16 protein-coding genes are annotated in these 19,968 nt (G+C 41.8%); 1 reads left to right on the top strand and 15 read right to left on the bottom strand.

The window, feature by feature from the left end:
• Positions 1-502: LysE family transporter (locus tag RG47T_RS03460; protein WP_216350999.1), on the top strand; the 502-nt coding region annotated here is incomplete at its 5' end.
• Positions 503-638: 136 nt separating this feature from the next.
• Here RG47T_RS03460 and RG47T_RS03455 read toward each other — a convergent pair.
• The 15 genes from RG47T_RS03455 to uppS all read right to left on the bottom strand — a co-directional run bounded on the left by RG47T_RS03455 (position 639) and on the right by uppS (position 19,689).
• Positions 639-2,546 (bottom strand): amidophosphoribosyltransferase, encoded by a 1,908-nt coding sequence (locus RG47T_RS03455; protein ID WP_074488136.1) that lies wholly within the window; start codon positions 2,544-2,546, stop codon positions 639-641.
• A 497-nt stretch (positions 2,547-3,043) separates the two neighbouring features.
• A complete protein-coding gene (locus RG47T_RS03450) occupies positions 3,044-4,357 on the bottom strand; it encodes an ammonium transporter (RefSeq protein ID WP_074488135.1) in 1,314 nt (437 codons plus the stop codon).
• 104 nt (positions 4,358-4,461) lie between these two features.
• Complete coding sequence (locus RG47T_RS03445) at positions 4,462-5,973, bottom strand: NADH-quinone oxidoreductase subunit N (protein WP_074488134.1); 1,512 nt, start codon at positions 5,971-5,973, stop codon at positions 4,462-4,464.
• A gap of 6 nt (positions 5,974-5,979) precedes the next feature.
• Positions 5,980-7,869 carry a mucoidy inhibitor MuiA family protein gene (locus RG47T_RS03440; RefSeq protein ID WP_074488133.1) on the bottom strand — a complete coding sequence of 630 codons (1,890 nt, stop codon included), beginning with the start codon at positions 7,867-7,869 and terminating at the stop codon, positions 5,980-5,982.
• Between the two features lie 84 nt (positions 7,870-7,953).
• Complete coding sequence (locus RG47T_RS03435; RefSeq protein WP_074488132.1) at positions 7,954-9,558, bottom strand: complex I subunit 4 family protein; 1,605 nt, start codon at positions 9,556-9,558, stop codon at positions 7,954-7,956.
• 5 nt (positions 9,559-9,563) lie between these two features.
• A complete protein-coding gene (locus RG47T_RS03430) occupies positions 9,564-11,621 on the bottom strand; it encodes an NADH-quinone oxidoreductase subunit 5 family protein (RefSeq protein WP_245770769.1) in 2,058 nt (685 codons plus the stop codon).
• Between the two features lies 1 nt (position 11,622).
• Positions 11,623-11,928, bottom strand: a complete 306-nt coding sequence (nuoK, locus tag RG47T_RS03425) for an NADH-quinone oxidoreductase subunit NuoK (RefSeq protein WP_074488131.1) — start codon at positions 11,926-11,928, stop codon at positions 11,623-11,625.
• Entirely contained in the window at positions 11,925-12,443 is a 519-nt protein-coding gene (locus tag RG47T_RS03420; protein ID WP_245770770.1) for an NADH-quinone oxidoreductase subunit J family protein, read from the bottom strand. Before RG47T_RS03420 ends, nuoK begins: the two co-directional genes overlap by 4 nt.
• Positions 12,444-12,473: 30 nt before the next feature.
• Positions 12,474-13,055 carry a 4Fe-4S binding protein gene (locus tag RG47T_RS03415; RefSeq protein ID WP_074493083.1) on the bottom strand — a complete coding sequence of 194 codons (582 nt, stop codon included), beginning with the start codon at positions 13,053-13,055 and terminating at the stop codon, positions 12,474-12,476.
• An 11-nt stretch (positions 13,056-13,066) separates the two neighbouring features.
• On the bottom strand, positions 13,067-14,140 hold the full coding sequence (gene nuoH / locus RG47T_RS03410; protein WP_074488129.1) for an NADH-quinone oxidoreductase subunit NuoH: 1,074 nt from the start codon (positions 14,138-14,140) through the stop codon (positions 13,067-13,069).
• 203 nt (positions 14,141-14,343) lie between these two features.
• Positions 14,344-15,174, bottom strand: a complete 831-nt coding sequence (gene murI / locus RG47T_RS03405; protein WP_074488128.1) for a glutamate racemase — start codon at positions 15,172-15,174, stop codon at positions 14,344-14,346.
• Between the two features lie 62 nt (positions 15,175-15,236).
• Positions 15,237-15,749, bottom strand: a complete 513-nt coding sequence (locus RG47T_RS03400; protein WP_074488127.1) for an OmpH/Skp family outer membrane protein — start codon at positions 15,747-15,749, stop codon at positions 15,237-15,239.
• Positions 15,750-15,796: 47 nt separating this feature from the next.
• Positions 15,797-16,327, bottom strand: a complete 531-nt coding sequence (locus RG47T_RS03395; RefSeq protein ID WP_074493081.1) for an OmpH/Skp family outer membrane protein — start codon at positions 16,325-16,327, stop codon at positions 15,797-15,799.
• 4 nt (positions 16,328-16,331) lie between these two features.
• A complete protein-coding gene (gene bamA, locus RG47T_RS03390) occupies positions 16,332-18,887 on the bottom strand; it encodes an outer membrane protein assembly factor BamA (protein ID WP_074488126.1) in 2,556 nt (851 codons plus the stop codon).
• A gap of 61 nt (positions 18,888-18,948) precedes the next feature.
• Complete coding sequence (gene uppS, locus RG47T_RS03385; protein ID WP_074488125.1) at positions 18,949-19,689, bottom strand: undecaprenyl pyrophosphate synthase; 741 nt, start codon at positions 19,687-19,689, stop codon at positions 18,949-18,951.
• Positions 19,690-19,968 lie beyond the last annotated feature (279 nt).

Genomic DNA, 19,968 nt, shown 5'->3' with positions numbered 1-19,968 from the left:
TGGCGCCATTATATTCGGTTCGCAATTCTTCGATGTAACACCTAAAGCCAAGGTATGGCTGGGTGTTTTTGGCTGCGTTATCCTGTTTACAATAGGTATTTACTATATGTTTAAAAAGGCCGAGGTAAGCTATAATTCGCATACACCGGCCAGCATTAACCGGGCGGGCTACTTTTTTAAAGGCTTCCTGATGTGTATTTTTAACCCGAGCCTTTTATTTCACTGGATCACCGTTATCGGCACAGCCAGTACTATTTACCACCTTGGTGTACCACACAGGCAGTTTAAAATTGCCATTATGTTTGCAACCATCCTTATCGTTCAGTTCGGCATGGATACCATTAAGGCATTTTACGCCAATAAGCTGCGCGACAAAATTTCGGTTAAGTTTGTGCACCGCCTCAACTATGTAGCCGGTATAGCCCTTATAATAGCCGCATTTGTAATATTAGACAGGCTGGTTACCCACTTCGTTTTTTCGCCGATACCTACTAACGATTAGTTGGTGGGGTAAAAGGATAAAAGGCGAAAGGTTAAGAAAAACGATTAATATCTGCATTTAATAAAAGAAAAGGCGAAAGGCATGAATCCTAAGATTCCAACCTTTCGCCTTTTACCTTTATGCTTTTACCTAAATCTTACATATAAGCACGTTGGTTTTTACCTTCCATCCAGTTAACAAAGGCGCGGTTAACAACCTTGTTACCACCCGGGGTTGGGTAATCACCAGAGAAATACCAGTCGCCCAAATGATCCGGGCAAGCGGTGTGCAGATTATCCAATGTTTGGTAAATCACTTTAATTTCTGCTTTGGTGCCTTTAGGGGTAATGATCTGTGCAATACGGTCTGATATCTCCTGATCTGTAAAAGACTCATAAATAGCTTTTACAAAATTCTGTTCTTTCTCAGCAGGTAAGCCTTTGGCGGCTACGCATTTTTGATAAACATCCAGAATTATATCTTCATGTCCGCTTTCTTTCAGCAAACTAACGGCCGCCTCAAAAGCCACAAACTCACCCATGCGCGACATATCGATACCATAGCAATCCGGGTAGCGGATTTGCGGGGCAGATGATACCACAACAATCTTTTTAGGGCCTAACCTGTCCAGAATTTTCAGGATACTTTGTTTCAAAGTAGTACCACGTACAATCGAATCATCCAACACTACCAAACTATCGGTAGAGTTTTTAATTAAACCGTAAGTAGTATCGTAAACGTGAGCTACCATTTCGCTGCGATCTGCATCCTGGGTAATAAAGGTGCGCAACTTAACGTCTTTAATAGCTATCTTTTCAACACGTGGGGCAAGCGCCAATACTTCGCTTAATTCCTCATCGGTTATTTTATCCTCACGATTCAATAAACGCTCGCGTTGGTAATTCTTTACATATTTGTTTACCCCTTCTACCATGCCATAAAAAGCAATTTCGGCAGTATTAGGGATGTAAGAGAAAACGGTGTTCTTAATATCGTTGTCAACAGCATCTAAAATCTGCGGACAAAGTAATCTACCCAGTTGTTTACGCTCACGGTAAATAGCAGCATCACTACCACGAGAGAAATAGATTCGTTCAAATGAACAAGCTTTTTTCTCGGTAGGTTCGCTAAACTGCTCCTCGCTTACATGGCCGTTTTTCTTAACAATCAACGCATGGCCGGGTTTAATCTCTTTAACTTCCTCAAACGGAATGTTAAAAGCAGTTTGTATAGCAGGGCGCTCCGAAGTAGCAACCACAAACTCATCATTAGCATAATAATAAGCCGGGCGTATACCAGCAGGGTCGCGCATTACAAATGCATCGCCGTGGCCCAGTATACCTGCAATAGTGTAACCACCATCCCAGTTTTTGGCAGATTTTTTCAGGATCTTGGCCAAGTCCATATTATCAGCAATCATTTTTGTAATGGCGATATTATCGTCATTACCTTCACGCTTAAACTGGTCAAAAAGGCCCTGAACTTCGGTATCCATAAAGTGCCCTATCTTTTCCAGTACGGTAACCGTATCGGCTTTTTCTTTAGGGTGCTGGCCAAGGTCATATAATTGCTCCAGCAACTCATCAACGTTAGTCATGTTAAAGTTACCGGCAATTACCAGGTTACGGGTCATCCAGTTGTTCTGACGAAGAAAAGGGTGACAGTTTTCGATACTGTTTTTACCGTGGGTACCGTAACGCAGGTGTCCGAGTAATACTTCGCCGGTAAAGCTCATATTCTCTTTCAGCCATACGGCATCTTTCATTTTTTCGGGATGCTCCTTTTCTACCTCGGCAAACTTTTTCATGATGTACTCAAAAATGTCTGCCACGGCATTTTGTGCCATAGAACGGTGCCTGCTTATGTATCGTTTTCCAGGCTCAATATCGAGTTTAATGGTTGCAACACCTGCGCCATCCTGGCCACGGTTGTGTTGTTTTTCCATTAAAAGATACAGCTTGTTTAAACCAAAAAGCGCGGTTCCGTATTTCTTCTGGTAGTAAGAGAGGGGCTTTAATAGGCGAATAAAAGCAACGCCACATTCGTGTTTTATCTGATCGCTCATGGTTGGGAATGAGACTGCAAAGGTATTATTTTAAATGGATGTTGCCACCTCTAAATTGTCATTTAAAAGCATTTTAAATTAACGATGATTTAATGCAATTTTAACAGTGTTTCGTTAAGAAAAGTATGCAAAAATGGGTATCATACTGAGCCCCGTTGAAGTATGGTGGGTATGGCTTATATAAGCAATTAGTTTGATTCAATCTATAAGATATGCTTTGTCATTCAGAGCGCCAGCGAAGAATCTTCTTCACCTGCTAAATATTAGAAAAGCAAGGCTACTGTTACTATTAACGTTCACCCCGCTTTCCGTTACAAATCCTCGCCTTCCCTGCTCAGGCCATCACACGCTGCGGGTTTTCCACTTCAATCGGGTTTAAGTTGAATGGGGCGTACTTAACACAACTCTTGTCATGACAAAACAGAAAGCATCACAAAAAAGCCCGGCTTTTCAGCCAGGCATCAGAACATGTATTAAATAATTAAAGGGAAAAGGCACTATAATTTTTCGCCATGCTGGCTAATATCTAGTCCTACAGCTTCCTCATCAACAGAAACCCGTAACGGCGATATCAGATCGGTAACTTTCAGCAATAATAACGAACCAAAAAATGCAAAAATCGAAACCCCTATTAAAGCCATAGATTGCACCAGGAACAAATGCGTTTCACCAAAAAACAAACCGTTGGATGTTACCGCCGGGTTAACATTATGATGCGCAAAAACACCGGTAAGCACCATACCTACCAGGCCGCCAACACCATGGCAGGGAAACACATCCAAGGTATCGTCAATTGTGGTGCGGGTGCGCCACTCTACTACCAGGTTACTTACAATAGCAGCTATAATACCAATAGCCAGCGAATGCGGCACCGATACATAACCCGCAGCAGGTGTAATAGCCACAAGCCCTACCACCGCACCAATACAGGTACCCATAGCCGAAGGCTTGCGCCCACGGAACATATCAAAAAACACCCAGGTTAGCCCCGCCGCAGAAGCTGCCGAGGTGGTAGTGGCTAAAGCTGTTGCCGCCAGCGCAGATGCACCCAGGGCCGAACCTGCATTAAAACCAAACCAGCCGAACCAAAGCAAGCCCGTGCCTATAATTACATACGTAACCCGCGCAGGCGCATGGCTAACGTCGGCACGGCGTTTTAAAAACAATGCAGATGCCAAAGCCGCCCATCCAGCCGACATGTGTACCACCGTGCCACCTGCAAAATCAAGCACACCTAGTTTATTTAGAAACCCATCGGGGTGCCAGGTGCTATGTGCCAGTGGCGAGTAAATAAACACGGCAAAAAGCACTACGAATATTAAATAAGAGTTAAAGCGAATCCGCTCTGCAAATGCACCAGTAATTAATGCCGGGGTAATAATGGCAAATTTTAACTGATACATGGCAAACAGCAGCAAAGGGAAGGTTTTGGCGGCCGGCCAAACGGCATCGCCCAACATGCCTTTCATCATAAAATAGGTGCCCGGGTTACCAATTATACCATGCACATCATCGCCAAAGGCTAAACTAAAACCAAAAGTAACCCACATTACGGTTACAATAACCATACAAATTAAACTCTGTAACATGGTAGAGATCACATTTTTCTTATTAACCATACCGCCATAAAAGAAGGCAAGGCCGGGGGTCATAATCAGCACCAACGCGGTTGAAACCAGCATCCAGGCAATATCGCCGGTGTCAAAATGCGGGGCCTGTCCGGGTGCAGCAGTCTTAATATCGATGGATGGGTGAAGAAATGTGAGTAGTAAAACTACAATGATGATGGAGAAAGGGAAGTAACGTTTCATGAGCTGTATAATGTTCACTAAGAGTGCCTCAAAATACAAATAATTAATGTTTAGACTAATTATTTTATAAAAATTATAAAATAACCCAACATTTACTTCTCCAATTACAATATACCCACTAAATAATTAGGAAATACACCTAATAAAAGAACTATTACAGCCAATATAGCAGAAATAATAAGCAGCCATTTGCCACTTTCCGTACCCTCAAACTGTATTTCTGCTTCCTGTTTCTTTAAAAACAGATACAACGGAATTTTAATATAATAAAATAAGGAAACAACAGTTGTTAAGGCACCGGTTACCAGTAATAGCAGCAACCATAAATTATGATTTTGCTCATAAACGGCATAAACTGAAGAAAACACGAGCAGCTTTCCATTAAAACCTGCGCTTACAGGCAGGCCGGTTAGGGAAATAAGGATAATCACAAAGCAAACGCCAGCCAAAGGATACTTTAAGCCGAGGCCTTTGTAGCCATCCAGGTCTTCGGCACCGCTTACGTCGGCAAAATAGCTTGCCAGCATGAGTACCCCAATATTAGCAAATGCATAAACCGCCAGGTAAAAAGTTAATGCAGATACGCCCTGCCCTGTAAAAGTGGCTACAGCCATCAAAGAAAAACCCGTATGCCCAATACTCGAGTAAGCCAGGATACGCTTGATATTCTTTTGCCAAACTGCTGCAAAATTTCCGGCTATCATGGTAATGATACCTAACACAGATAGAAACAGCCTGAAATCAAACACTATCCACTTCACATTGAATATAAATGGCGTTAAAAAGTTGATGAGCAAAGCAAAAGCAGCAATCTTGGGTAAAGTAGACAGGTATGCCGTTACCGGCGTAGGCGCACCCTGATAAACATCGGGCACCCAAAAGTGCATGGGTATAAACGATAGCTTAAAGCCTATCCCTACCAATACCAATATAATAGCCACAGAAACGATGGCCGGGTTAGCAGCTATTAATCCCGGTACCAAATTGCCATCAAAGTAATTGAGCGAACCTGTAAGGCTGTATAACAGCGAAATACCATACAGCATTACTGCCGATGCCACCGCACCAAACAATACATATTTCAACCCGGCTTCGGCACTGAAACCATTTTCTGACCGGTAAGCAGCCAACAGGTAAGAGGCCAGCGATACCATTTCTATGGCCAGGTAAACAGATAGCAGATCAACCGCCATTATCATTAAATGCAGCCCCAATATGGATGCGATTACAATGGTGTACAGATCTGATAATCCTTTTGCATGATTCTTCAGGCGTTTATCCAGCCCGAAATATATGATCAGAATAATAGCGAAGAAATCGATGATGAGCTTAAAGGATACGGCTGTTCTGTACAAGCGCAGCATATTGCTGAACAAAAATACCGAACCCGAATTTTGCTGCAGCAAACCTATTTGCTGCAGATCTTTAAACAAAATAATGAACAACCCGCCAACAGCGACTATGCGGCAGATCCATGCAGAGTTGCGCCCAAAAATAAGATCGGTAACCAACACCAGCAAAAAAAGCACAGCCAGGTAAATCTCCGGGTTAAAATACGGGAGGCTACCTATGGTATTGCTCAGCTGGACGGATAATGATGGTAACAGATCGTTCATTGGGGCTTATTGTATTATTACAGATTGACCTTTAGGATATTTCACCTGATATTTTAGATCCAATTTTTTTTCCATTTGCGGAGTTAATTTCAGATGCCATGATATTTTACCAGTATTGGTATTCGTTTCTCCACCCGAAATATTTTGTGCCTCCACTTCTATCGCCGAATTTTGAGACACCGGTATTTGATCTTCAACAAGCAGATCTATCGCCTGCGATTTACGGTTTTTAACAGTTATCAGCCAGTCGCGGGTTTCCTTTTTATTAGAACCCAATAAGCTTTGTTTTTCAGTCAGGTCCTTTTGCAAAGTGCGGGTAACAATGATATTTTTATCAACGCCTAACGATAGGTTTAACGTATCTGCTGTAGCTCGTGTATCAATCAGCGATTTACCAATAAATGTACCTTCAAAAAACAAATTAGCCTCTCCTGATAAAAAATTGTATTGATTCCAGTTGGCTAATTTTGCTGTTAAAAACACATCTGCACTAATTTTCGGGATAGTAAAATATTCATAATCAGCATCAATACTTACTTGGTTTATTTCTACCAGGTACTGTTTACCATCACTTGGTATAGTGTAAGGATTAACAATATTAAACTCAACATTGGTTTGATTTTCATTTTGCTGCACCATCACCGGGTTGGTTTGCAATGAGCTCATGCCTCTTATTTTTACACCAGCCGCAACACCAGGAAGTCCCTGAACAGCACCTGTCAAATCTCTTTTATACTCGGTACCATATCCAATAACTACAACTTCGTTTAGTTGATTAGAAGCTATTCTTAAAGAAGTATTCATGACCGGTGATGTAACTTGTTGCTCTTGGTTATCATAGCCAATAAAGGAAAAAACCAAAACAGATTGCCCACCCTGCGGAATCTGAATGCTATAATTCCCTGATTGATCTGTAATGGTACCTATAGATGTTCCCTTCACTTTTACAGATACACCCGACAATCCTATTCCTTGTTCATCTCCTACTCTTCCGGTTACCCGGGTTATGCTACTTACTTGATTGGCATACACCATACCTACATTTAAATAATAAGGAATAAGTTCGGGCTTAGAGCCACTTACCGAAGGGTTACCTGTAGATAGGATTAACTTAACATTATTCCAGTCTTCGCCGCATTGTTGCGTTACATTGGCCTTGTAGGCAACCTGTATAGGGCTGCTGACATTTTTAGCCCTAATATCATAAGTAGGATACCAGTTTGCCGAGTTAACTACATAAGTGAGTGTAAATAATGACTGTGAAGCATTTTTGGCCGAAACATTAACAATAATATTACTGCTTGCTTTGGTTTTACCCCGGTTTACATCCTGTATCTGTTTGTTATATTTTTGAAGTTCTACATTTAGCAATGCAATCTGATCATTGACAGCTTGCTGTTTCTTTTTAATTTCAGTTAAACGCAAGGTCTGGAAATCGAGCGCTTGCTTTAGTTTTATAATATCGAGATTAACATTCTGGCCGCTCACCACCTGGTTTTTAAGCAGCATATTTTGTTCCTCGTTGTAAACATTAAGGGCATTGGTTTGCAATTCTATTTTATCTCTTACCTGTTTTTGTAAAGCCAATAGCTCTTCAACATTTTTTTGTTTATTCTCCAGGTTCAGAAAATTTGCTTCACGGTTTACAGAAAGTATAGTAAAATCTCCGGCTGATTTTATCTGGAGACTTTGCATATCAATATCAGGAGATACACCTTCGAATAATAAGGTAGAATTACCTGCGCTAACACTGGCACTTGCCTCACGTGTTATTTGTGCCCCGTTTAAAAATACAACTACCCGCTTTACTTTCGATGAAACTTTTTGCCGGTCTTCTGCCCTTGTAATTACAAAAGTAAAAATGAAACAAAGGATGAATAATAATTTTTTGATCATGATTTGGTTGTTAGGTAATTATTTATTGGGGATTATATCTCAATTAATAAACTTCACAAATATTATCAGTATAAACAATTCTAATTATTTATGCTGTAAAAAATCGACCAATGCAATTACCGACTCATTGATCTTGCCAAAAACCAATGACGGCATAATGCCTAAAAGCAAGGCCATTAAGGCTAGTGGTACCAGGGCTGCTTTTTCACGCCAGTTAATATCTTTTAAGGCATGCTTCCATTCTTCGCCGCCTTTTAAACGTTCGGTACCGAAAAACATGCGTTGCAGTGTCCACAAGAAATAGCATGCACCAAGCAATATGCCTAGTGCTGCGCAGGCAGCCATCCAATGCGGCAACAGGCCGTTAACAGAGGCCGACTTAAATGTACCCGCCAGCGTAAATGCCTCGGCTATAAAGGCAGAGAAACCCGGCAAACCTAATGAGGCAAAAAAGCCGATCATTACAAATACGGTGAATTGCGGCATTAGTGTACCAAGTCCGCGGAAATTGTAGATATCACGGTCGTGCACGCGGGTATAGATCACCCCTACCAGGAAGAACAACATCGAAGATAAAAAGCCGTGGCTTACCATCTGCATTACCGCTCCGCTGATACCTTCGGCAGTAAGCGAGGCAATGCCCAACAGTACAAACCCCATGTGCGATACGGATGAATAAGCGATCATCCGTTTCAAATCGCGTTGAGCAAGCGCATTTAATGCACCGTATAAAATGGAAATTACACCCAGCAAGCCTAAAACAAAGCTTCCTGAAACGGCAACATCGGGGAAAATCCCCATACAAATACGGATGATGCCGTAGCCGCCTATTTTCAGCAGCACACCGGCCAGGATAATAGAAACAGCCGTCGGCGCTTCTACGTGCGCGTCGGGCAGCCAGGTATGCAAGGGCACAACCGGCACCTTAATGGCAAAGGCAATAAACAATATCACAAAACCAACCGTACGCGCCGGGAAGCCGAATATGGTTTGATGATTTACGGTAGAGAATATCGAGTTGGCATCATAATTAGCCGGGTTCATCATCTGGATAATGTTGAAGGTATGGCTACCTGTAGCCGGGTCTTTAACCGACAGGTACAAGCCCACCATCACCAGCAACATAAATACAGAACCGAACAGCGTATACAGGAAAAACTTAATAGCCGCATATTCGCGCCTTGCGCCGCCCCACATCCCGATTAAGAAGTATAATGGCAATAACATCAATTCATAGAAAAGATAGAACAGGAAGAAATCAAGCGAGCAGAATACGCCAAACACAGCCATATCCAATATGAGGAATAATATAAAGTATCCTTTCAAATTCTTCTTGATCTCCCAGGAAGCTATTGCAGCAACCACCATTACCAGGGCCGACATCACCAGCATGGTAATCGAGATCCCATCAATCCCTACAAAATAGTCGATCTGCATTTTCCCCATAGAGCCCAGATCGAGTTGAATCCATGGTAACTTCTGTACAAACTGAAACTGATTTTCGTGATTAATACCCGCGTTGGCCGGGCCCGTTTTAAATTGAAAATATAACAGTAAACTAATACCTAACTGCACAATGGCAGCCAGCAAAGTAATGTACTTGTAGCTATTGCGTAGCGACGAAGGCAACACAACAATGAGTAAGCCAAATAAAAGCGGAATAAAAATTAAAAGGGTTAGCAGGTTCATCGGGCTCAGATCAAAGTTTTAAAAATAAACCAGGCAACAATAACGGCCAGCATGCTCAGCAGGTAGTATTGCACCCGCCCGGTTTGAAAACTCCGGACAAAATTACCAATATACTGCACTATTGCAGTTAATAAATGCAAGAAGCCATCAATAACATATCTATCCATTACATCGGCCACTTTAGATAGCCATAGGAGGATATTTTGTAATAACTGAATAAAGCCATCGATCACCTTACGGTCAAACCAAAACAGGCCCTCTCCTAAAGCCAGCACAGGTTTAACAAACAGCGTATGATATGCTTTATTGAAATACCATTGGTTATATGAAAAATCGAACACCCAGTTGTTTTGTGCAAAGGGCAGCATTTTACGTTCCTGAATATACACCGCATAGGCATAATAAATCACCGCTACGCTCAGGATATTTAACCCTGCGGGGATAATGGTATGATAGATATTCATTCGCTCCAAATGATCGGGCGTAGTAAAAGCTTTAAACAACCATGATTGCTCGTATAATAATGGGTTCAATGAAAATACCGGGAACAGGCAGCAAAGTGATAGCAAGATTAAAGGCACGCGATATTGCCAGCCACCATCGCTGATGTGGCATAACACGACGGGTTTAACGTCCAGTACCCTTAACCTACCAAAAAACACTTTGAAGATTAGCCGGGCAACATAAAAAGCAGTAAGCCAGCTGGTGATCAGCATCATGATGGGTACAATTTTGTAGCCAACGCTCTTCGTATCCGACCATTCAAAGGCCTGGATCAGGATTCCATCTTTAGACAAATAGCCCGAAGTAAGCGGTAAGCCAACTAAGGCAGCACCGCCTATAATCGCAGCAATAAATGTCAACGGCATCTTTTTACGTAAGCCACCCATGTACAAAATATTCTGCGGATCGATGTCGAGCTGGTTTTCGTCCTTCACATGCTGCATCTCGTGGATTACCACACCGGCCACCAAAAATAACAGGCACTTAAAAAAAGCGTGTGTAACCAAATGAAACAGCGATGAGGCATAAGCATTAATGCCCATTGCCATCACCATAAAACCTAATTGCGATATGGTAGAGAAAGCAAGCACACGCTTTAAATCATTTTGCGTAAGCGCGATGGTTGCCGCCATAAAGGCTGTAAAGCAACCGATAAATGCCAGTGCATCCAACTCGGCGGTATTAAACATGGGGTACACCCTGCCTAATAAAAAGATTCCGGCGGCCACCATGGTTGCAGCATGGATTAAGGCAGATACTGAGGTCGGCCCTTCCATGGCGTCCGGCAACCAGGTGTGTAATGGAAACTGTGCTGATTTAGCACAAACAGCAAGGAAAATCCCGCCGCAGGCAATGTATTGCCAAACAGCCGGGATACTTGCACCAGTGGCAATCCACATTCCATTTTTAATAAAAGATTGTGAAACTAAGCCGCCCTGACCAAAAAGTTTAATTAAATCGAAAGTATGATATTGGGCGTAGAGCAACAGGATGGCAATCAGCAGACCAATATCCCCTATCCTGTTCATAATAAAGGCCTTTTTATTGGCCTGAATAGCTTTCTCTTTTTTATACCAGAAACCAATTAACAGGTATGATGAAAAACCCACCAGTTCCCAAAAGGCGTAAAACAGCACCATATTATCTACCACCACCAAAGCCAGCATGCTAAAGCAGAACAAGCTCAGGCAGGTAAAATAGCGGCCGTAACGTTGATCGTGCCCCATGTAGGCCATAGAAAAGATATGTACCGGCAAGGCAATAAGGTTCACCAGTAACAGCATTAATATGGAAAGATTATTTAATAATATCCCGGCATAAACCTGTGTATCACCAATAGTAAACCATAGCCTGCTTACGTGTATGGTATTGGTATTAAACGTGTGATTAAAAACTATAATAGAAACAACAGAACCCAGCAATATGGCAATGGTTGATACCCAGCCCGCTGCCTTACCTTTAATGAAGCAGTTAATAACAAAGGCCAATAGTGGTAACAATACCGCTGCTAAAGCATGGTAAGCCATATTGGTTTCCTGGTATGTTAAAACTTTGTTCAAGTTAATCTTTTAGCTGGTCAACCTTATCGGGGTCGATGGTTTTGTAACGTCTATAAACATTTAGTACAATGGCCAGAGCCACTGCGGTTGTAGCGGCTGCTAATACAATTGCAAAAAGGGCAAACATTTGTCCACCGTTATTATGCCTATCAAATTTGCCGAAAGCTACCAAGTTTAATATCGCGGCATTTAGCATCATTTCAATACCTATTAATATCTGGATGGCATTGCGCTTCACCAGCACTATATATAAGCCGATGCAAAATAAGATAGCGCTTACTACTAAATAATTAGTCAGGGAAATCATTCTACGCTCTCCTTTCTCGACAGGTGCGCCGCACCTACCAATGCCATCATCAGCAATATAGAGATGATCTCGAATGGCAACAAATAACGCGTCATCAGGTTTACGCCTATATTACCGGTCATATCGCCGGAGTTAGTGATATAATTTTTTGTTTTGATCGAGTCGCTAATCCAACCCAAATGGTCGGCATCCGTTTTCAATATTACATTAATTAATACAATGAACAATAAAGCCACAATCAGCAAGGCAGGCAGATTAGTAATTTTCCATACCGAACGATCAGGATGTTGTAATACATTCAATGTTTCGCGGCCCGAAAGCATAAAGGCAAACAGGATTAGCACCAGTATACCGCCTACATAAACCACAATTTGGGTTACGGCTACAAAGTCGGCCAGGGCTAACACATATAAACCAGCCAGGGCAAACAGGGTAACAAAAAATATAAATACCGACCGCACCAAATTTTTGCTCACAGCAACATAACCCGCAGAGGCCAGTGCAATAAAGCTCATAATGTAAAATAATATATTGGCAGCGCTCATTTAATCGTTCTTCTTTTGCATGGCTGCTAATTTAGCAGCTTGTTTTTCGGCATTTTGTTTTTCGAGCAGTGCTCGTTTTTCGGCAGCATCTTCGGGCGTCATATCCGAAAACTCGTAAACCAGTTGGTTTAACTCAAAAACTGTTTTATCATATTGGTTAGTCATTACAATACATTCTGTTGGGCATACCACGGTACAAAGTCCGCAGTACATGCACTTGGCCATGTCGATATCAAACTTGGCAGCATACAGTCGTTTGGTGGTACCGTCTGACGTTTGGCCGATCGCCTCAGTTGCCTTGATAGATTCGATATCAATACAATCAACCGGACAAATTTTAGCACACAGATCGCATACAATACAATCGTCCATTTCTACATCCAACTGATAACGGCCAACCTCTGGGATGGGCAGTTTTTGTTTAGGATATTCGATTGTAGTGGTACCATTTTGCAGATCGAAGTAGTTGGGCGACTTAATAGATTCAACTTCACGCTTTTTAAAAGCAAAGGCATGCTTAAAGGTAAGGGTAAGTCCTTTCCATGCTGTTGTAAAACCGTCTATTGTACTCTTCAATAACATTACCTTTTTCCTTAATTCATTACCCAAACGCGCCACACTGCCGATATTACCATGCATATAAACGCCAGTGGAGTGAGCACTTTCCAGCACAGGTCCATCAATTGGTCAACCCGCAAACGCGGCAACGTCCACCTAATCCAAATTTGAACGGTTACCAATAACAACGTTTTTACAAATATCCAAAATATTCCCCAGCCTATCCCGGTAGTCCAGTTGGCTAAGTGGATACTGCCTATGTTGGGGAATGGTGTGTTCCATGCACCTAAAAATAATACTACGCCCACCATAGATACCAGGAACATCATCGAATACTCCGCCAAAAATATTAAGCCGAAACGCATTCCCGTATACTCGGTATGAAAACCAGCCACCAGTTCAGATTCGGCCTCGGGTATGTCAAAGGGGGCACGGTTACTCTCGGCCAGCGAAGCTATAAAGTAGATTATAAAAGCGATAATGAGATGCGGCGCGCGGAAAATGTTCCATGACATAAAACCACCCATACCCGTTACATCCCAGATGCCTAAAAATTGGGTATGCTCTTTAAACAGGATGCCTTGTTGCATAGCAATCTCCTGCAGATCGAGCGAGCCGCAGATCACTACGACAGCAATCAGCGCAAAGCCGGCAGGTATCTCATAAGAGATAATTTGCGCCGCAGAACGCATAGCGCCCAAAATAGAATATTTATTGTTAGACCCCCAACCGGCCATCAATATGCCGAGGGTTTCTATAGAAATAATGGCAAAAATATAATACAGGCCAATATTGATTTTTGATGGAACTAGTCCCGGTGCCCAAGGCAACGCTGCAAAGCCCATGTATACGGCTATAAAAATAATAGCCGGAGCCAAGGCATACAGCCACTTATCGGTAGCCGTTGGGTTAATAATTTCTTTCTGGATGAGTTTAAGGATATCTGCAAGGGTTTGCAAACTACCGTACTTGCCGGTTTCACTTGGGCCTATCCTATCCTGAATAAAGGCAGACAGTTTTCGCTCATAATAAACAGCAAACAAGGCAAACGTAGCCGCAAATGCAAACAAACCAATGGCGACGCCTATGTAGATTAAATAGCTAACCAATGCAATAACGTATTCAGTGGTTGCAAATCTACTTAATTAGTAGGAATAATTTAGATTGATTAGTAATTAGCAAGTGCTTTTGATGGGTACCGTTTGCCACATAAAAAATAATTTGTCATTGCGAGGTACGAAGCAATCACAAACTTAATATATCGCTTGGCAATGTCCCGATTCTTGACTCTCTATTCCTGACTCTCTTAGAACTACTTCAACGCCACATACTCCGATTGCACTTCTCCACCAAAAAACATCGTAGCATATTTATTAAAATCTGCGGTATCATCAGTAGTCGTAAAAAAGTTGCGGATGCCGGTTTTGGTTAAGTTCTGCTCAATCTCGGGATGGCGGCTAATGTAGTCGACCAAGCTTTTGGCTACGATATCGCCTTGCGGAACTACATTGATGTTTGCAGGCAGGTAAGCTTTGATCTTATCTTGCAACAAGGGGTAATGTGTACAAGCCAGCAAGATAGTATCTATATTTGCCGATTTAGCTATAATGGCGTCCAGGTATTCCTTTACAAAGTAATCAGATCCCGGTTTATCGTGCTCACCGTTTTCAATCAGTGGTACCCAAAGCGGACAAGCCTGTTGCTCCACTTTCACATCAGGGAAAAACTTGGCAATCTCCATAAGGTATGATTCTGACTGAACGGTGCCTTTGGTGCCCAGTACGCCAATCTCTTGGGTTTTAGAGTAATTACCTATTACCTCGGCCGTAGGCCTTATTACGCCCAGCACGCGTTGTGTAGGATAGCCATTTTTAAGATCCTGCTGTTGGATGGTCCGCAGCGCCTTGGCCGATGCTGTATTACATGCCAGTATTACCAGCGGGCAGCCCTGTGCAAAAAGCCATTGTACACTTTCCCAAGTGTACTCATGTATGGTTTTAAATGACCGGTTACCATAGGGCGCCCGGCCTGTGTCGCCAAAGTACATGTAGTCGTATTGCGGCAGCTGTTCGGCAATGGATCTGAAAACGGTTAAACCGCCAAAGCCAGAGTCAAAAATTCCGATGGGATGTTTGTTAGTCACTTTTGTAAAAATAAAAAAAGCGCCCCGGATTGGGGCGCTTTTAAAATCATTTAACGGTTAAATTATTTTAAACCTAATTTAAGCTTTACAGAAGCCATCAGATCATCTGCAGGTGGAGCTACAATAGGCTCGCCCTGAGTTGTATCTAATACATAAGTGTAGCCTTTTTCTTTAGCAACGGCAGCAATAGCAGCTTTTGCTTTGTCAACGATAGGCTTAATAAGTTCGTTACCTTTTTCCTGTACTTTTTGTTGTGCAGTAGTTTGGTACTCCTGAATACGTTTTTGTAACTCTTGAAGTTCGTTTTCTTTTTGAGTACGTACAGCATCAGTCATGGTAGCACGACCCGCGTCATAAGCCTGACCTTTAGTGGTAAGCTCGGTTTGCATAGTTTGCAAAACGTCAATAAATTGTTTTTGGTAATCTTGAGACGCTTTTTGCACACCTTTTGTTTCTGGCATTTGGTCAATCAGTGTGTTAAAGTTGATATAACCCAGCTTAGTTTGTGCTTTTGCAAAACTACCCACCAGCAACATGCAACCTGCAACTAAAACAACCTTCAATAGTTTTTTCATTGTTCTTTTTTTGTTCTTTTTAATTATGCGATTTTATATAAAATTTTTCACTTCGCAAACACCCCTGGCTTTAAACCCAGGCGGGTAATTACATCTGCGCTTTTATCGTAGCGTGGGTTAGCATATAGCATTATCACCTCGCTATTTTTGTCAAATATCATGTCCAGGTTTTCGCTTTCGGCAACAGCTTGTACTGCTTTGGCCACGCGGTCTTGTACGGGTTTAATCAATTGCGTACTACGCGCTGCAATTTCACCATCGGGACCAAACTTCGAACGCTGAAAATCTTTTGCAGCTTTTTCTTTATCTACAATTTCGGCTTCGCGCCTTTTTTTCATATCTGCAGTCATCAAAACCTGATCTGCCTGATAAGCCTTATACAAACGGTCTATTTCCTGAAACCTGGCATCAACTTCTTTCTGCCATTGGTCTGACAGGGTTTTAAGCTGTGTTTGTGCTGCCGTGTATTCTGGTACGTGCCTAAGTATGTACTCAGAATCAACAAATGCGAAACGTTGTGCAAACGCACCCGCAAATGCTACAAACGTTAAAACTACTGTTAAAATTATCCTTTTCATAAAATTAATTAAATCCACCGCTTAAGCTTTGTGCAATTGAAAAGTGAAACTGGCCTTTGTTTGCATCCGGTATACCCGGTATTTTATCAAAGCCATAACCATAATCAAGCCCAAGCAAGCCAAAGATAGGTAAAAATATGCGGGCACCTATACCGGTAGACCGCCTAACATTAAACGGATTAAATTGGGAGAAATCATTCCAAACGTTACCACCCTCGGCAAAGGCCAGCAAAAATATCGTTGCCGACTGGCTTGCAATAACCGGGTGCCTTAACTCAATAGTATATTTATTGTAAATAGTACTACCAGGGTTGGTATCTGCAGTGTAGTTGGTACCCACTGGTATAATAGAGAAGTTTTTATAACCCCTTAAACCAATGATATCACTACCCTGTAAAAACTGGTACGTTTGCATACCATCGCCACCCAGCTTAAAGCGCTCAAATGGTGATTGGCCAACGTCTTTGTTATATGAACCCAGGAAGCCGAAACGTACCTGAGACATAATTACAAATTTACCGGCAACACGTGTAAACCATTGTGCATCAAATTTCCATTTGTGATATTCAACAAAGCGATAGCGCTCTTCTGGTGTTGCAATTTTGTAGTTGGTATTGTTAAACAATGAGTACGGAGGCGTAGCCTGTACAGTGAATTTAATATTTGAACCCGATGTTGGGAAAATAGGTGCATCTAACGAGTTACGGCTCAACTCTTGCGTTAGCTTGATGTTGTATGATGTACCGTTGCTGAATATATAACCGGTATAGTTATCCAGGTTATAGTGATCCACGTTTAATGAGTAGTTTAACTGGAAGTAGTTATCCGGCCAGGTTAATTTTTTACCCAAGGTTACACCCGCGCCTATAATACGCAAGTAGTTATATAGCGGGTTGTCTTTAGCATAGTACTGGCCTGTTGAGCTTAACTGAGTGTAAGCTGTTAAAGCAAAGTAAATCGGCTTTTTACCACCAAACCATGGATCAGAGAACGTGAATGAATAATTCTGGTAGTTTTTACCATTAGCCTGGCCACGTAGGCTTAATTTCTGTCCATCACCTTTTGGTAACGGCCTGTAAGCTTTTAAATGGAATATATTACGTAACGAGAAGTTGTTGAACGTTAAGCCCAGTGTACCCACCAGTTGCCCGCCACCAAAACCACCCGAAAGCTCGATCTGATCTGATGGTTTTTCAACCACGTTGTACAAAATATCTACTGTACCATCCTGCGGATTAATGTTGGTTGGTTTCGGCTCCGTTTTCTGCTCGTCGAAGTTTCCTAATTGAGAAATTTCACGGGTACTGCGCATCACCAACTCTTTCGAGAATTTCTGGCCCGGTTTGGTCCTGATCTCCCGCATTACAACCTTATCATTGGTTACATCATTACCTTTAAGTAACACACGGTTAATGGTGTATTGTGGCCCTTCATATATCCTGATGTCCAGATCAACTGTATCGTTATATATCCGCGTTTGTACCGCATCTGCCTGGTAGGTTAGGTAACCATCATTCAGGTATAGCGAAGAAACGTCATCGCCGCTTGGCGTAGGGCCGCTCAAGCGTTTGTTAAGTTCTTCTTCACTAAATACATCACCTTTTTTAACCCGCAATATCCTGGTTAATAATGATGTTGGATATTTAGCATTACCAGACCAGTTAACTTTACCGAAGTAATATTTAGGGCCTTCGTAAACTTTAATTTTAACGTTTACACTTTCTTCATCATGTTTCCAAACAGAGTCGCTTACAATTGCCGCATCGCGGTAACCCTTGGCCTGCATTTTTTCAACCAGGGCTTGCTTGTCTTCCTCATATTGATCTTGTTTGAATTTTTTAGAACCAAAAATGTTGTAGAACTTGCGTTGGCGGGTTTTAGGCAAAAACTTCTTAAGCGCAGCTGCTTTAAAGGCCTTATTACCCTCAAAAATAACCTCGTTTATTTTTACCTTTTGATGCTTATCAATGGTTACATCCAATATAACACTATTGGCATCTCCCGGGTCTTTACGTTGTTTAATATCAACGGTTGTATTTAAGAAGCCTTTTTCGTTAAAGTGCTTTTTAATAATAGCTGTTGTGGTGTTAAGCAGGTTTTCGTTAACAATTTTACCTGTTTTATCGCTCAGTTTTTTCTGGATGTCTTCTACTTCGCCCTTGCGGATGCCCAGTAAGTGCAACCGCGATAAGTGCGGGCGCTCTAACACGGCAATGTCAAAGTAAATGGTATCGGCATTTATTTTGGTAACGTTTAATTGTACGTCATCAAAAAGGCCTTGTTGCCAAAGGTTGCGGATAACGCTCGACGAAGCTTCGCCGGGCAGGTTAATACGATCGCCTTTGTTTAATTTAGATATCTGTATTAATACATCTTTATCCAGATATTGAGCGCCACTAACTGTAATACCACCTATAATATAATCCTTCGGATTAAGGTAACTTAAACTATCAGTAGGAATTGATCTGGTAAGCGAAGCCTGCGACCTTGGAGCGGCCACCTGCGCCATTGCCGCAGTACCAAAAACAACAAAAAGAATTGCAAAGAGAAATTTATTCATTCGAATATTTAAGTGGGCTAAAAATAGTTTAAACAGTTGTTAAAAATTGTTAAAAGTAAAATTAATTAACCTGTTCGCTGATCATTCCAAAACGTCGCTCCCTTTTCTGAAAGTCGAGTATGGCTTCAAAAAGGTCATCCTTGCGGAAATCCGGCCATAGTTTTGGTGTAAAGTATAATTCTGCATAGGCTATTTGCCAAAGCAGGTAATTGCTGACACGAAATTCACCGCTGGTTCTGATCAATAGTTCAGGGTCGGGCATATCGCCGGTATATAAGTTATCGGCAAACATTTTTTCATCAATATCATCTGCCTTAATTAAACCCTGCTCTACTTTTAAGGCCAGGCTTTTTGCCGCTTGCGTAATTTCGCGGCGCGAGCTGTAGCTCAATGCCAGTGTTAAAGTTAAGCCTGTGTTTTTCGACGTTTTTTCAATAGCATCGGTTAGCTCTCGGTGTGCCTTTTTTGGCAGCATCTCGATATCGCCTATGGTATTAAGCCTTACGTTCTTTTCCATCAGGTTGGCTATCTCTTTATGGATGGTACCAATGAGCAATTCCATTATGGCCGATACCTCAAATTTGGGGCGGTTCCAGTTTTCTGATGAAAAGGTATATAAAGTAAGGTACTTAATGCCCAGATCATCCGATCCTTCAATGGCTTCACGAACAGAACGAACTCCATTATGGTGACCAAAAATGCGCAGTTTGCCTTTACCTTTTGCCCACCTGCCGTTGCCATCCATAATAATAGCGATATGCTGTGGCAATCTTGACGTATCTATCTGTTCTATATAATTCATTTGCTACCTGATCAAAAGCCAGAAACCGGCTGATAATAGAGCGTATTGTTACGCGGTGTATTATTCGTTTTTTGCTTAACTGTTTTAAAATTAATCAGGTACTCAGATATAGTTAATACCCAGTAAACCACAATTTTTCAGGGTACAAAGGTAAAACTTACTTTGGATTTTTTTATTATAAGTGTTTAAAGAAATAAATCAAATATTTTGTGGCTTAAACCATACATAATATCGGTTTATAAGCCCGGCGCAAAACAAAACAGCCCGGCATCACTACCA

Origin of the sequence: Mucilaginibacter polytrichastri, from assembly GCF_001911425.1 — a bacterium.
Classification (GTDB): domain Bacteria; phylum Bacteroidota; class Bacteroidia; order Sphingobacteriales; family Sphingobacteriaceae; genus Mucilaginibacter; species Mucilaginibacter polytrichastri.
The sequence above is the reverse complement of the archived record's forward strand: the minus strand, read 5'-3'. Positions and strand labels throughout refer to the sequence as shown.

Coding starts and splice junctions, on each gene's coding strand:
- RG47T_RS03455 (WP_074488136.1), bottom strand. CDS start 2,546: ATGAGCGATCAGATAAAACACGAATGTGGCGTTGCTTTTATTCGCCTA.
- RG47T_RS03450 (WP_074488135.1), bottom strand. CDS start 4,357: ATGAAACGTTACTTCCCTTTCTCCATCATCATTGTAGTTTTACTACTC.
- RG47T_RS03445 (WP_074488134.1), bottom strand. CDS start 5,973: ATGAACGATCTGTTACCATCATTATCCGTCCAGCTGAGCAATACCATA.
- RG47T_RS03440 (WP_074488133.1), bottom strand. CDS start 7,869: ATGATCAAAAAATTATTATTCATCCTTTGTTTCATTTTTACTTTTGTA.
- RG47T_RS03435 (WP_074488132.1), bottom strand. CDS start 9,558: ATGAACCTGCTAACCCTTTTAATTTTTATTCCGCTTTTATTTGGCTTA.
- nuoK (WP_074488131.1), bottom strand. CDS start 11,928: ATGATTTCCCTGACTAATTATTTAGTAGTAAGCGCTATCTTATTTTGC.
- RG47T_RS03420 (WP_245770770.1), bottom strand. CDS start 12,443: ATGAGCTTTATTGCACTGGCCTCTGCGGGTTATGTTGCTGTGAGCAAA.
- RG47T_RS03415 (WP_074493083.1), bottom strand. CDS start 13,055: ATGTTATTGAAGAGTACAATAGACGGTTTTACAACAGCATGGAAAGGA.
- RG47T_RS03400 (WP_074488127.1), bottom strand. CDS start 15,749: ATGAAAAAACTATTGAAGGTTGTTTTAGTTGCAGGTTGCATGTTGCTG.
- RG47T_RS03395 (WP_074493081.1), bottom strand. CDS start 16,327: ATGAAAAGGATAATTTTAACAGTAGTTTTAACGTTTGTAGCATTTGCG.
- bamA (WP_074488126.1), bottom strand. CDS start 18,887: ATGAATAAATTTCTCTTTGCAATTCTTTTTGTTGTTTTTGGTACTGCG.
- uppS (WP_074488125.1), bottom strand. CDS start 19,689: ATGAATTATATAGAACAGATAGATACGTCAAGATTGCCACAGCATATC.